At 39.5% G+C, this 14,870-nt stretch carries 12 protein-coding genes; all 12 read right to left on the bottom strand.

Annotated elements, in window-relative coordinates; translation table 11 throughout:
• Position 1: 1 nt before the first annotated feature.
• The 12 genes from ACYRYG_RS06805 to ACYRYG_RS06860 all read right to left on the bottom strand — a co-directional run bounded on the left by ACYRYG_RS06805 (position 2) and on the right by ACYRYG_RS06860 (position 14,870).
• On the bottom strand, positions 2-2,197 hold the full coding sequence (locus ACYRYG_RS06805; protein ID WP_460197868.1) for a peptidase domain-containing ABC transporter: 2,196 nt from the start codon (positions 2,195-2,197) through the stop codon (positions 2-4).
• Positions 2,198-2,208: 11 nt separating this feature from the next.
• Entirely contained in the window at positions 2,209-4,563 is a 2,355-nt protein-coding gene (locus tag ACYRYG_RS06810; RefSeq protein WP_294730279.1) for an outer membrane beta-barrel family protein, read from the bottom strand.
• A 47-nt stretch (positions 4,564-4,610) separates the two neighbouring features.
• The gene (locus ACYRYG_RS06815) at positions 4,611-5,924 is read right to left on the bottom strand and encodes a radical SAM/SPASM domain-containing protein (protein ID WP_294730281.1); all 1,314 of its coding nucleotides are present in this window, start codon (positions 5,922-5,924) and stop codon (positions 4,611-4,613) included.
• 215 nt (positions 5,925-6,139) lie between these two features.
• Positions 6,140-6,289 (bottom strand): hypothetical protein, encoded by a 150-nt coding sequence (locus tag ACYRYG_RS06820; RefSeq protein ID WP_294730283.1) that lies wholly within the window; start codon positions 6,287-6,289, stop codon positions 6,140-6,142.
• 120 nt (positions 6,290-6,409) lie between these two features.
• Complete coding sequence (locus tag ACYRYG_RS06825) at positions 6,410-6,802, bottom strand: hypothetical protein (RefSeq protein WP_460197869.1); 393 nt, start codon at positions 6,800-6,802, stop codon at positions 6,410-6,412.
• 184 nt (positions 6,803-6,986) lie between these two features.
• Positions 6,987-7,430, bottom strand: coding sequence for a cysteine peptidase family C39 domain-containing protein (locus ACYRYG_RS06830; RefSeq protein WP_294730287.1), 444 nt, complete (start codon positions 7,428-7,430; stop codon positions 6,987-6,989).
• A 15-nt stretch (positions 7,431-7,445) separates the two neighbouring features.
• Positions 7,446-9,761: an outer membrane beta-barrel protein gene (locus ACYRYG_RS06835; RefSeq protein WP_460197870.1), complete on the bottom strand. Its 2,316-nt coding sequence runs from the start codon at positions 9,759-9,761 to the stop codon at positions 7,446-7,448.
• A 40-nt stretch (positions 9,762-9,801) separates the two neighbouring features.
• Positions 9,802-10,998 carry a radical SAM protein gene (locus ACYRYG_RS06840; protein ID WP_460197871.1) on the bottom strand — a complete coding sequence of 399 codons (1,197 nt, stop codon included), beginning with the start codon at positions 10,996-10,998 and terminating at the stop codon, positions 9,802-9,804.
• 227 nt (positions 10,999-11,225) lie between these two features.
• Positions 11,226-11,420, bottom strand: coding sequence for a hypothetical protein (locus ACYRYG_RS06845; protein WP_460197872.1), 195 nt, complete (start codon positions 11,418-11,420; stop codon positions 11,226-11,228).
• A 105-nt stretch (positions 11,421-11,525) separates the two neighbouring features.
• Positions 11,526-11,918 (bottom strand): hypothetical protein, encoded by a 393-nt coding sequence (locus ACYRYG_RS06850; RefSeq protein ID WP_460197873.1) that lies wholly within the window; start codon positions 11,916-11,918, stop codon positions 11,526-11,528.
• A 209-nt stretch (positions 11,919-12,127) separates the two neighbouring features.
• Positions 12,128-12,547 (bottom strand): cysteine peptidase family C39 domain-containing protein, encoded by a 420-nt coding sequence (locus ACYRYG_RS06855; RefSeq protein ID WP_460197874.1) that lies wholly within the window; start codon positions 12,545-12,547, stop codon positions 12,128-12,130.
• 13 nt (positions 12,548-12,560) lie between these two features.
• Complete coding sequence (locus ACYRYG_RS06860) at positions 12,561-14,870, bottom strand: outer membrane beta-barrel protein (RefSeq protein ID WP_460197875.1); 2,310 nt, start codon at positions 14,868-14,870, stop codon at positions 12,561-12,563.

Consider the following 14,870-nt stretch of genomic DNA (forward strand, 5'->3'; position numbering starts at 1 on the left):
TTCAGTTTCCCAGTTCCAGTTGGTTCTTCACCAGTTCATAGTAATATCCCTTCTTTGCCGTCAGCGTCCGGTGGTTGCCCCTCTCGACAATATGCCCCTTGTCCAGCACGATGATCTGATCAGCATCCCTGACCGTGCTCAGGCGGTGGGCGACGATGACAACGGTCTTGCCCTTATAGAACTTGTCCAGGTTTTCTACGATCATCCGCTCGTTGCGGGCATCCAGGGAGTTGGTCGCCTCGTCCAGAAAGATGAAGTCCGGATCCTTGTAGACCGCTCGTGCGATCAGTATCCGCTGTTTCTGTCCCTGGCTCAGTCCTATGCCGTCCCGTCCGATCTTCGTATTGAACTTCAGCGGAAGGCCCATGATGAAGTCCCGGATACAGGCCATCTTTGCCGCCCTGTCCAGTCTTTCCACGTCTATCTCCCCGTCTCCCACGGCTATGTTCCGTGCGATCGACTCCGAGAAGATGACCCCTTCCTGCATGACCACGCCGCACTGCCGGCGCCACCATTTCAGGTTGAGGCTGCCGATGTCCGTTCCGCATACCCTGATATCCCCGCTGCTTACGGGATAATAGCCGAGCATCAGTTTGACAAGGGTCGTCTTGCCGCTGCCCGAGGCTCCCACGATAGCCGTCACCTTTCCCACTGGAATATCAAAGTTGATGTCCTCAAGGGTGTTCTTCAGGGCATGGGGATCATACTTGAAACAGACCTTCTCCACCTGGATACCTTCTTCCGCATTCCGGAGACAGGCAACCGTCCTGTGGCTGTCCTCCTCATTGCCCTGGGAGTGGATCTCGTTGATCCGCTCCAGACTGATCTTCACGTCCTGAAGGGAATAGATAAACGACATCAACTGGTCCACGGGCGAGTTCAACTGTCCGATGATGTACTGCACGGCAAGCATCATACCCAGTGTCATCTGACCGTGGATGACCGCCGTGGCCGAAAGGACGGTGATCAGGATATTCTTCACCTCATTGATGAAGATACTCCCCGCCTCCTGCGACTGCTGGAGTTTCAGGCTCTTCATCTGTACGTCGAAGACATCCGCCTGTACGTCCTCCCATTCCCAGCGCCTGCGCTGCTCACAGTCCTGGAGCTTGATCTCCTGCATGGAAGTGAGAAACTCGTACGTCCGGTTGTTGTTCTCCGCCTCCTTCTCGAACAGGGCATAGTCCAGTACCTTCCTCCTCCGCATGAAGACCGTTATCCACAGGCCGTAGAGGAGGCTGCCGAGGATAAAGACGATAAAGATCAGACGGCTGTAGAGAAGCAGGACGATACCGAAGACGACAAAGGTCAGTGCCGAGAACACCACGGTAAGAGTCTTCGAGGTGAGGAAGTCCTGCACACGGGTATGGTCATTGATCCGCTGCATGAGATCGCCGAGTAGTTTCGTATCGAAGAATGACATCGGAAGTTTCAGGAGTTTGATGAAGAAATCACTGATGAGCGAGATGTTCACCCTCATGCTGATATGCAGCAGGAGCCAGCGGCGGATAAAGTCGATGACCGTACGGCTGAAAGTGAGCATCAGTTCCCCGATGAGTATCAGCCAGATAAAGCCGATATTCCTGTCGGCAATACCGACATCAACGATGGACTGGGTGAGGAAAGGCAGGACGAGTTGCAGCAGGCTGCCAGCAACCAGTCCGAGGATGATCTGGGCAAAATACCTCCGGTAAGGCCGGGCGTAACCCGAGAGGAAACGGAAGGAATGTATTTTCTTCTGGGGGTCCTCCTTCAACCGGTAGAACTTCGGGGAAGGCTGGAGAAACAGGGCGATGCCCTTCTCTTCACCTCCGGAGACCGTGCTCACCCAGTGTTTCGAGAACTCCTCCCGGCTGTACCTGATCAGTCCCTTCCCCGGATCAGCGACATAGAACTTCCGGTTATGCCTGACCTTGTAGAGGACGACGAAGTGGTTCTGGTTCCAGTGGAGGATGCAGGGCAGGGGTGCCTGAGACAATTTGTCCACGGGCATTTTTCCCGCTATGGTCTCGAATCCCAGTTCCGTGGCAGCCTCACTGATACCAAGCAGGGATACGCCTTCTGCCGTGGCAAAACAGAGTTGGCTCAGCCTGGCTTCAGAGATTTTCCTGTCATGGAAGTCACACACCATCTGAAGGCAGGCTATGCCACACTTCATACTGTCATGCTGGAGATAAAGAGGAAATCGTCTGCCCATTTTCTTATAATTTACAACCTATTCTTTTCGTCATTACCGGCACCTATGCCCTTATATTTACTTGTTACAGTATTGAATTTATAACGTAAGGTCAGCAACAATTGCCGACTATCACTTTTATCCCATTTATGGATATTATAATCTCCATAGCATAGCCAGTTAGCTGTTTTATAAGAATTGAAAATATCCTTAACTTGGAGATTTAACGTGAGTTTATCTTTGAGGAACGGTTTATATATCCCAATATTGACCCCTTCGTTTGACTGCCATTTTATGGCTGTAGAATGCCCACTAGTAGTATAGTCCATATCTACATTCAGCATAAAATTCTTGGGTAACTGAAAAATATTGTTGAATGTCAAGAATGCTATAGGACGATCATATTTCGTCTGAATGCCATTCTCATTAACATGAAAGAATTGTTTGCGGATGCCGAAGTCGAACATTGGCTGCCACCACTTCAACTTGGGTGACAGAGTCATACCCATATAAAGTACTTGATAATGGGGTATGTTTTTGAATGAATAGACGGTTATATCAGAGCTTTCTTCAAAAGGTTTAACATATTGGTAGAAACAGTCATGATAATATCTCCAAAAAGCACTGAGATGTATCCAATGGTAAGCAACATCCAGTTCTGCAGTATGTGTTTGACAAGGTTGCAGGACTGGATTTCCCCCCTGGTAAGTATAACGATCATTATATTGCAGATTGCTGCTCAACATGGAATAAGTGGGTCTGTTTGTCTTAGCTGTATAGGCGATATTCACGTTTACTTGTTTTACAGGGAAAGAAACAGAAACATTTGGAAAAACATTATTGTATGTCCGACTTTGTCCTGCCACATAAGTGTCATGATTGTAGTACTTAAATGAAACATGCTCAAATCTTATCCCTGCATCTAATTTCACCTTATTGATCGCCACCCCATAGGATGAAAAGCCAGCCAGACTCCATTCAGTAGTTCTGTCATCACTGTCATCAGGCAATAAATTACTGTTTCCTTTCACCGTATAGATGCTATTCCTTAAAATATCGGTATATTCACTCCCGACATAAATGTTTCCGATTGCAAGAGGAGTAGAAACGCCCCATTTCGTAGCATACAACTGACTTTTATTGTCATAATTAGTTAATACAGTACGATTATCCTCGTTCAGCTGCTCACGTTCAAGGGATTCCTGCTTATTGTCAGTCCTTGAAAGAAACCATTCTCCATTCCAATCAACCTGTAATTTTCCAATTAAGCCACTGTAATATGCTGCGACATCATGATCCGGTAATACCTTCGCCTTGCTGTTGAAATGATCCTTCAAAAGTTCTGTCTGTTTTTCTGCAACATTTACATTCATCAGTGATTCCCAATATCCTTGATTACGGAACGGGATACCAAGCGTATACGTTGCCCCTATGGAATGTTTCTTTCCAAAACTGTAATTGAAACCAACAATACCATTGCCATAGTTATTCTTCGAGTAGATACTGAGAGCGCTATTAAGCGCTAAAACTTTTCCATCTTGAATGGTCTGATAGTTAGTTTGTTTCTGCTTGTCATCCGTTTGTGAATAATAGATGGTGCCAAATAAATCCAACTCCCTCTTTCGATAATTCCAATCCAACTGTTCTTCATGAAGGAACTTATGAGCAAATCCTAACACTTGACGATAGTTGACTCCAAATCCATCTCCTCTCTTAGGCAATGTCCTTATCTTCAAGACAGCATGCACCGAAGCATCATATTCAGCACCAGGGTTAGAGATCAAGGTAATATCCTTAATGTCTTCAGAATTTAATCTGTCCAGTTCTGTCAGATCTCTCACTTTTTTCCCATTCAGATATATAAGCGGCGCACCCTTGCCAAAGACTTCATATCCATTGTCCGTTTTCCTCAGACTTGGAACAAACTTTAACACGTCCTCGGCAGTGCCCACCTTTCCCAACATGGTTCCTGATACGTTTGTTACCAATCCATTATCTGTCATTTTATAGATTGGTCTGTTTCCTCTTACAGTAACTTCCCTTAATATAGCTTCATCTTCCTGTAATATAATGTTACCAATATCATTTTTGGGCTGAGTAATAAACTTCGTTTTATAGCCTACACAGGAAATCCTGACTATTATGGAAGCCAATGTATCATAATTGATCGTAAAAGTCCCATCTCCCTTAGTTATTGCTCCTTTTATAAAGGTGCTGTCATGAGATAGCAATGCCACATCTGCAAAAGGAATACCAGAACCTTTTTTGTCCGTTATCTTACCTTTAATCTTTTGTCCCCAACATATAATAGGAAAAAGTAATAAAGTTATAAAGATGAATATACTCTTTCGAAGTAACAATATATTTAGAGACTTGTTCAAAATCATATTTAGTGTTTATCAATGAAATTTCGTGATACTTGGTGCAAATAGAACTATTCACTATAGGATGTGCTATCTACTCCCACTGTATGATGAGACTGCAAACTTAGCTTAAAATTATACATTAGGTATTCACGCATATCCATACCTATTTCTTTTAGAATACAGAAGTCTTGATCGGGATATTGTAATAGAGTCTTGTTGCAAGCTCCATAACAAGAGCCAAATAAGCCACAATCTTGACATTTCATAGAATACATTACTTTGGTAATTTGTGATATTTTATTTTGATCCCATATTACATTTCCTGTTGGGATGTCCAATTCGCCCATTGAATGTTGCTTATCAAACTTTGGAATGGTAGAACATTTAAATATTTTACCATCATAATTAAAAAGAACTTGGTTTAGTCGCTCTGCAAAACAGAGTCTGTTTGTAGTTAACGGATAGCAATCAACTACAAAACCTCTATCAAAAATCTTTTGTATGGAATTTAATAATAAGAGAGTATCTATTTTATCCGAAGAAACCTGCCATATCTTTCTGACAATTAGAAATACTTTATCTCTATCAAGAACTTCCAAATCTTTTAGGATTTCATCTATATGGGATAAGGTGATTGCATCATAATTTATTCTTACCCATATCCGGCATTTAGGTATTTCTTTCACTAAAGCATATATTTTATTTAGAGCCAATTGATATGTATCTAAACCCTTAATGTGTTTGACTTTATTGTGCTGTTCTCGATTTCCATCTAATGTAATTTGAAAGTAGCAATCATAGCCCTTTAAAAAAGATATATTCTTCTTGGTAATAAGTATTGAATTAGTAGTAAAATCAGCTATTAGACGGATGTTGTTTTTTTTACAGAATGATTTTGAAAAAGATAAAATATCTTCTATAGCAGTAGAATTCATAAACGGTTCTCCACCAAAGAAAGATACTTTAAGAGTGGTATAAGGATTTGTTTTATAATGTAATTCGATATTCTTCTTTATCGAAAGGATAATCTTATCCTTTAATATGCTATCTTTAAATTTATGCTCATAGCAATACCAGCACTTTAGATTACAATCCAGTGTTGTGTTTATGACAACATGATAAAGTGTTGTATCTGTCTTTAGAGAAAGACGTTTGTATATAATAATATCAGTTTCCCTAAAATCATCCTGCACAAAATAGTCTGCATTGACTAATTTATGGAATAATTCCATATTCATTTTCTCCAAAATATCGGGTGTGCTATTTTCATATAACTCGTGGTTATCCTTGTTCATGAGAATGTATTTATCGCTAAATGAATTATAGTGTAAAAACAGATTCTCGTTTAAGGATACCCAAATTTGATATTTATTTTTTCTCATAGCTGTTCTTTTTTGCTGAAGAGATAGAGGGTGTGTCAAAACTCTATTTTTGAAAGACCTTACTAACAATTTGTAAGTGGATTATTTATAAGGTCCAATAAAAGCCATATCTTTTCCCTATATTATGGAGTTAAATATAGTTTTTATCTTTGTTAGTTACGATTCGTAACATGTAGAGGATAGCATTTTCATTTTGATACACCCTCCTAAAGATATTATTGTTGACGTTGTGCTGGTACACAGCCGCAACCTGTTCCGTTATTTATGGTATTACTCTTTTTTTCGATACCACCAACAACCATAGCCATGTCTTCTTTAGAGAGATTGTCTAAAACCTCTGAAGGTAAATTTAAAAAATCATTCATAATAATTTGTTTTAAGTTCTTAATATGTTAACTATCTTGGATTTTAACGTTTCTAAGAAGGTCCGCCTTTTTACCAGTCTGGTCTGGATATATAATGTGCTAGCAAGATTATATGTCAAATTATTCTATATCCAATTCAGTACCATACACTGCTTTTCCTTCTGACAGAATATCTACTTCATACGAACCGGGTCCATTAAAAGTAAGTGTTTCCATATATCCGGCTGGAATGGTAGCATAAGTGGAAGAACCCCAAAACATGCCATCTTTGTATACAAGAATCTTACAATTAGTGTAGGCTTGATAGAAGGTAATGGTTGCTTCTGTTCCGTCATTAATAAGGGTAATTGGTGATGTACGATATGCAAACCGTCTTACTGGTCCTTGATGTGTAGGAATGTAATCTTCATTCTCATTATACATAGGAGATGTCAATTCCTTGTTGGCAAAAAGAGTCTGAGAATAAACAGTCAGACCACAGCATAAAATTAAAATTAAGGTTTTCTGTTTCATATCTTAACTTATTATATCTCATTTTGATATACCAAAGTTATTCTGAAAGAATGAGAACTCCAAATATTTACGTGCTTTTTTTATTGGGAGCGTCACACTGCTAAAATGATGCAAGGGCCTGACATATAATCTGTTATCCTATTTTGTTATACAAAATTAACTCGAAAATGTGACGCTTTGACGATCAAATCACTCCGATTTCCTTTATTATTCTTGTCCAAATCTTCTGCCAGAGTGTCTGGTCCCTGACCATACTTACCCAGTGTTTCGAGAACTCCTCCCGGCTGTACTTGATCAGTCCCTTCCCCGGATCAGCAACATAGAACTTTTTGTTATGCCTGACCTTGTAAAGGACAACGAAGTGGTTCTGGTTCCAGTGGAGGATACAGGGCAGAGGCGACCGGGACAACTTATCCACAGGTACTTTTCCCGCTATGGTCTCGAATCCCAATTCCGTAGCTGCCTCACTGATACCCAGCAGTGACACGCCCTCTGCCGTGGCAAAGCACAGATTGCTCAGCCTGAGTTCAGAGATTTTCCTGTCATGGAAGTCACACACCATCTGAAGGCAGGCTATGCCACACTTCATACTGTCATGCTGGAGATAAAGAGGAAATCGTCTGCCCATTTTTCTTATAATTGTTTATAGTCTGCTCTTTTCATCATTACCGGCACCTGTACCTTTATATTTGTTAGGCACTATATTGAACTTATATCGGAATGTCAAAGATATATTACGACTGTCTGACCGTGAAATTTGAGATGACTGAAACCTGTTACAGTACATGAGTTCACCATATTTTGCACTATGGAACATGTCTGAAACGGATAACTTCAAAGAAATCTTGTCTTTAAACCAGGTTTTTACGATTCCGGCATTTCCGACAAAATAACTACGCAGCAAATAATTGTTTTCGTCATCTCCTTTACTCTGGTAAGTCATGTCACAAGACAGATTCCATTCATGAGGAAATTTAAAAATGCTATTTATCGTACTTACAAATACGGGGCGATTCATAACCTGTCTGTCTGTTGATGCATCAAGATGTAACCATTGTTTTACAATTCCGGCATTGAACTGACCGTACCATATACCGATTTGTGGCGTAATGGATAGGAAAGCTGAAAAATCTTTTAAACTTTTCACATTCGTATAGGTTAAACGGGTTACGGAAGTTCTTTTCCCCTCCTGAACTGTCCAATAGATGATGGCATTACGCCGGTCGTTATAACCCAGATCCAACTGTATGAATTTCCAAAGGCCCTGAAATGATATATGATGTATAATCTCATTGTCCAGCAGAGGATTCCCGGATTGTACCATATACCGGTTGATATATGTAACGTTGTTACTTAATTGGTGATAGGAAGGACGGCTGGTTTTAAGCGTATATCCTGTCAGCAAATGAAAATTACCGAATGACTTGTTATATGAGAAACTTGGAAAAAGATTCGAAAAATTACGGCTTTGCTCCTTGACCAGCTGATGGTTTTCATAATAGTCAAAGGATGCATGCTCGTAACGTAATCCGGCCATAAACGATCCTATCTTTGATGGAATGTTATATACCATGAAGGCACTTTCATTTTGATTTCTGAGCATACTCAGTGATAGAGGTACATAATTTTCATTATTAATATAGTCATCATTTCGTTTCGTTTTTGTATATTCTGCTCCGATACTCACTTTCCCCCCTAAAAGAGGATGACTCAGAATAAGTTTCGAGGCAAACAGTATATTACGTTCTTTACTTTCTGATGTTACAGTCCTGTTTCCCTGGCTTTCACTGATTTCGGCCGTCTTTGTATTATTGCCATCCTTATCAAATAGATAATCCGCATCAAAGTCCAGTTCTGTAACACCTATCTTTCCATGATAGTACATATTTAAAAGATGTGAAGGCCTATAATAAACAGTCGCATCTATTCGGTCTTTAAGTTTGTCAAAATAAGTACCGTTGGCACTAATATCAGAATTAAAGACAGTATGGTTGCTACCATCAGGGTTGAGGGTAATCGTATACCATGCTCCGATGGAGTTCTCTTCGTTAAACATATAGTCCAGTCCGATGGATTCCTTTAGTGTCCTATTTATATACCGATGTGCCTGATAATTATCTTGATGCCAAAGTGTATCCACTCTTACATCCTGTGTGATCGTACTTATATCTTTGTTTTTCCCTTTAGCAAAGTAGAACGTCCCAAAAGCATCGAATTTTCTATGATGATAATTCCAGCTGACCTGTTCCTCAAAATTGGAATATATGCCCTGACTGTAGGCAGAACGTAAGTCTGTCCCCAGACCTTCACCCTGAACCTTCTTCGTCTTGATTTTCAAAACCGCCTGTACCGAAGCAGCATATCTCGCCCCGGGATTTGTTATGAGTTCCACACTGACTATATCTTCTGACTTTATCCTGTCCAACTCCGTCTGGTCATGTAATAACCTGCCATTGATATAGATAATGGGAGCTCCTCTTCCAAAGACTTCATAGCTTCCATTACTTGCCAGCAAACCTGGAATGAACTTCAATACATCTTCTGCAGTACCAATTTTTTCCAAAACTGTTCCACGGACATGCGTCAGAAGACCTTCAGTTGTAAGATAACTGACAGGGCGGTGCCCTTTAACAACGACATCATTGAGAATCTTGTCACTTTCCTTCAGCATTATGGTAAGCTTTGTATCATTATGGTAATGTACAAACTGTGTGATATAACCGATAGACGAAACCTTTATCAAATATTTATTGGAATTGCCTCTATTCAGACTGAAATCTCCGTTGCCATCACTTGTTGTCCCTTCTATAAAAGTTGAATCCTTCTGATCCAACAAGATTATGTTGGCATAAGCAACAGGTTCTTTTTTCTCATTTATAATCTTACCTGCTATTGTTTGGGCCCGTAATAAAGTAATAGGGCATATACAGAAAAACAAGATGAAAAATACCTTTTTCAATTTGTTCTATTTTTTAATGTTTTTTACTTACGTTGAAATCTTATCCTTGAGTTTTCTTTTCACAATATGATATTGCATCTAAAAATGTATTTCCTTCAAATACAGGCTTTAGCCTACAGTTCTTCATTATACATTCTTTGCTTAGTTTACATTTTCTACAGTCCCTTAAATCATCTAAGTGTGTTCCACCTCTGAAAATTTTCCATTTTTCAGCACCCCAGATAGTTTCTAGATCTTGAGTTAGGAGATTCCCCATTATGTAAGCTGGATGCCCAACTCCAAAGATGCAAGGATAGACATCAAAGTTTTCATCTAAAGCAATAATGCTGTTTCCCGCTGAACAAGATATGATATTACTTTCAGATTTAACTTTTAAAGTAGAATCATCAGCTAGAACTAATCTATCTTTATATTTTTCTTTCTTCTTAAAATATATGTTGCGAACATATTTGTTTTCTTCTTCTGATAAAACTAAATTTGAATTGTAATTAGCTCTGCCCATTGGACGTAATCTGCCAAGCAATAAAGATTGTGCCTTTAAATCATCCAGGACATAATCTATAAGAGCTCCTGTTTGAAATAAATTTATCTTATTTATGGTACAAGTAATACTAAATATCAAGCCTTTATAACTGATCTCCTGAAGAATTGGAAGCAACATATTAAAAGTTCCTTTTCCTCTAATATAATCATATGTTTCAGCTGTAATCCCATCTAATGATATTCCCAATTGCATATTATTATTTTTTATCAAGTCAATCTGTGTACTATTTAATAATAAAGCATTTGTAAGAATTATAGTTTTAAAATGACATTGAGAAACTCGTTTTAAAAAAGTATTAATATCTGGATGAGAAAAAGGTTCACCACCAGTTATTTTTAAAATTTTAATATTTGCAGATTCCAATTGGGAAACTACTCTATTTATTTCCCTATTTGTAAATCTTTTAATCCTAAAAGAAGGTGCAGAGCCTTCAAAACAATGTCTACAAGCAAGGTTACAATGTTTTGTTATAAAAAGATCAACTCTTTCTGGACTGACATATGTATAAGGAGAAAGATTATTGGGTATATTATATTCTACCGCTTTATTTTTGTCTTTTGTTGGAACTAAAACATTTTTAAATTCATCTTTTGCCATAAGCTCATAAAAATCAGTTGCATCTACTTTATAAGTTTCACATTCTTTATTTAAATCAAGAAAAGAAATGGATTGATTCTGAAAATATTTGAGCATATAATATAGCTTGGTTGTAATAAAATATGTTTTAGATATTATTTTATTGTACAAAATATACCTTCCCTTTTTATTTTCTCGTAGAACAAAAATACTATTTAATGTATAATACTGCATGATATATTTTCATTAAATGGCTAATTGAGAAATTTAAACAGCCTCTCAATTAGTCATAATTTACACAAACTTTATGCAAGGAATAAAGTTACCTTTATAACAAAATTTGTTCAAAAACACTTGCTAGGTGGCGTGTTTTGTCTTAGCTTTTTAACACCAGTAGAATCATTATCACTGCAACATTTTAAAGCATAACCATAATTACCCTCAGATAACTCCTGTATGCTATTTTCCACACTTGCCTTACCAGCTTTTACTTTACTCAACTCTTCTGCATCAAGTTCTTCAAAAATAGATTTCATCATTTTAGTCATCATTTAGTTGTATATCTACTCATATAGCTTTTCGACATCCGCTCCTTTTTACCAGTAAGGTCTGGATATAATGTGCTAGCAAGATTATATGTCAAATTATTTTATATCCAATTCGGTACTATACACCGTTTTTTCTTCTGACAGAATATCTATTTCATACGAACCGGGTCCATTAAAAGTAAGTGTTTCCATATATCCGGCTGGAATGGTAGCATAAGTGGAAGAACTAAAAAACATACCATCTTTGTATACAAGAATCTTGCAATTGGTGTAGCCTTGATAGAAGGTAATAGTTGCTTCTGTTCCGTCATTAATAAGGGTAATTGGTGATGCATGATATGCCAACCGTCTTACTGGTCCTTGATGCGTAGGAATGTAATCTTCATTCTCATTATACATAGGATCTGTCAATTCTTTGTTGGCAAAAAGAGGTTGAAAACAAGTGGTCATGCCACAACATAAAATTAAAATTAAGGTTCTCTGCTTCATATCTTAACTTATTATATCTCATTTTGATATACCAAAGTTATCCCGAAAGAATGAGAACTCCAAATATTTACGTGTTTTTTTTGGGGGGGGGGCGTCACACTGCTAAAATAATGCAAGAGTCTGACAGATAATAGATTAGTCTGTTTTGTTATACAAAATTAACTCGAAAATGTGACGCTTTGATAATCAAATCAGAATTGTTTTTTCTGTTATCTCGCTCGGATCTTCTGCCGGATTATCTGGTCCCTAACCGTGCTTACCCAGTGCTTCGAGAACTCCTCCCGGCTGTACGTGATCAGTCCCTTCCCCGGATCAGCAACATAGAACTTCCGGTTATGCCTGACCTTGTAGAGGACGACGAAATGGTTCTGGTTCCAGTGGAGGATGCAGGGCAGGGGTGCCTGGGACAACTTATCCACAGGTACTTTTCCCGCTATGGTCTCGAATCCCAGTTCCGTGGCTGCCTCACTGATACCCAGCAGGGAAACGCCTTCTGCTGTGGCAAAGCACAGATTGCTCAGTCTGAACTCAGAGATTTTCCTGCCATGGAAGTCACAGACCATCTGAAGGCAGGCTATGCCACACTTCATACTGTCATGCTGGAGATAAAAAGAAAACCGTCTGCCCATTTTCTACGATCGTTTATAATCTGTTCTTATCCTCTTCAGCAGCACCAGTTCCTTTATATTTACTTTCTGTCGCATTAAATCTATAACGAATTGTAACAGAAAAATTTCTTGTGTCAATATTCTTTGTAAGATGAATTTGTCTGATATCATTTGTCAATGTAACTTGAGATTTTGCGGTCTTGCAAATATCATTACATTGTACTTTTATACTCCATCGATCTTTATTAAATGATTTGTAAAATCCTAAATTTAGTTGCCAAGAACCATGTAAGTACATATTCTCAGTATGCCCATTTGTACGCCATGACATATCAACATTAAGCCATGAATCAAATGGCGTATTTATGGCATTATTAAACCGGAATACACCTATTGGTTTATCCATGTTAGTTGGTTTGCCTAGAAATGTAATGTTAAAAAATTGCTTGTTTATTGCTGCCATCAAAGAGGGATGATATATGCCAAACGATGGAGCAACATTAACCATTGTGCTTAATTCATTAAAAGACTTAGCATTTTGCTTTTGCAGAAGCGAAATTTCCGGATTATTAAGATATTGGGTATACACAGACATTATATATCCTGATGTGTGGGTATAGTCTGACATCAGTGTAAACCACTTATAAGAGGCGGTAAACTCTACATAATCACGGAATGAGGGTTGAAGGTTTGGGTTCCCTGACTGGTAAGTATAACGATTGATATATTGCACGTTACTGCTCAACTGGCTGAATGCCGGACGTGTAACCTTTTTCGAGTACGACAAGCGAATACGCGTGTTGCCAATGGGCATTAGCAGCATTGCAGAAGGGAAGATGTTATTGTAGGTACGGCACTGCTCTTTTTGCTTTTTGCCCTGGCTGTAATATCTGCTAGAGGTGTGTTCGTAACGCAATCCAAGGGAAGCCATTATCTTCCCCCAATGTTGAGTTAGTTCGACAAATCCAGCTTTGTTATCTTCCTTCTGTTTTGTATCGCTATTAGCGATGTAAGATGCACCACTATCATATACATCTGAACGGCGAATGAAGCTCCACTCTGAGCCAAAGGAAATATCGCCTTTCCACAAAGGGTGCCCCACCTCAAGTTTAGCTGCATACAGCTTACTGCAAACCCGGTTTCCGGTAGCGAATGCTCTGACCGTATCTGCCGATGCTGTTTCGCTAATGCGTTGTGTGCGATGCTCGTTAGTCCACAACGCATCCGTATTCAGATTGACCGACCAGTCCTTCAGCTGCCCTGTATAATAGCCTGACAATAGGTGTCTGTTGCTGCGGTTATTGCTCAGGTTTTCGTCATTTACATTGTCCGCCAAGACATTGTCCTTCAACATTTCGGTAAAAGCCTTGTCGCTAACCTTTACGGGCTTGTATGAAAAATCGTATATCGCGCCCAGGGAATGGTGTTCGTTAAAGGTGAAATTTGCCCCGATCTTGGTTGTATATACCTGATTTCTTTGTGACCTATGGTCGATATTGTTTTGGTGGAAAAGATAATTGGAAGTATATACGTCTTGTGTTGTAGTAATCGTTTGCCATTCTTTATCCTTATCATATTCCACCATTCCGAAGACATCCAGTCCGTTCTTCCGATAATTCAGGTTCAGCTCTTCTATACCATACAAGTAACGTTTCAATCCAACCATGGTCCGGCTGTCGACAGCTAAACCTTCACCAGCTGGCTTCACGGTCTTAATACGTATAATGGCATTGGCAGTAGCGTCATATTTCGCCCCTGGAGTTCTAATTACTTCAACGTCCTGGACCTGTGAAGAGGCTAGCTGGTCTAGCTCAGAAGGGTTGCGCATCAAGCGTCCGTTAATATAAATGAGCGGTGTCCCCTTCCCTATCACCTCTATCCCGTCCGTGTTTTTAACTACACCCGGTATCTGGTCGAGCAGGTCATACGCCGTACCAACCTTAGCTAAATAGGTTCCTTGAACCGAAGTTACCAGCGCATCATCCTTCATCCTGACCAGCGGACGTGAGCCTTTTACCACCACTTCTGACAGAGCATTCTCAGATGGGTACATAACAATAGCTCCTTTCAATACTTCTCTTGATTGCACATACAAAGGCCTATATCCCATGCACGTAATATGCAAGACTCCATTCTTGCCGGAAGGAAGTGTGAACTTGCCTGCTGAATCGGAAACCGTCCCCGTAATGTAAGTAGAGTCTTTCTGGGAAAGCAGCACGATGTTGGCAAACTCTATCGGCGCCCTGGTATCATCCTCCACGTGTCCAACAATATTTTGTGCCTGACTTCTTGCCGATATAAGGAAAAGGCAGAGTACAATCAGAATTTTATTTACCCATATCAT

This window comes from Segatella asaccharophila (genome assembly GCF_054687055.1).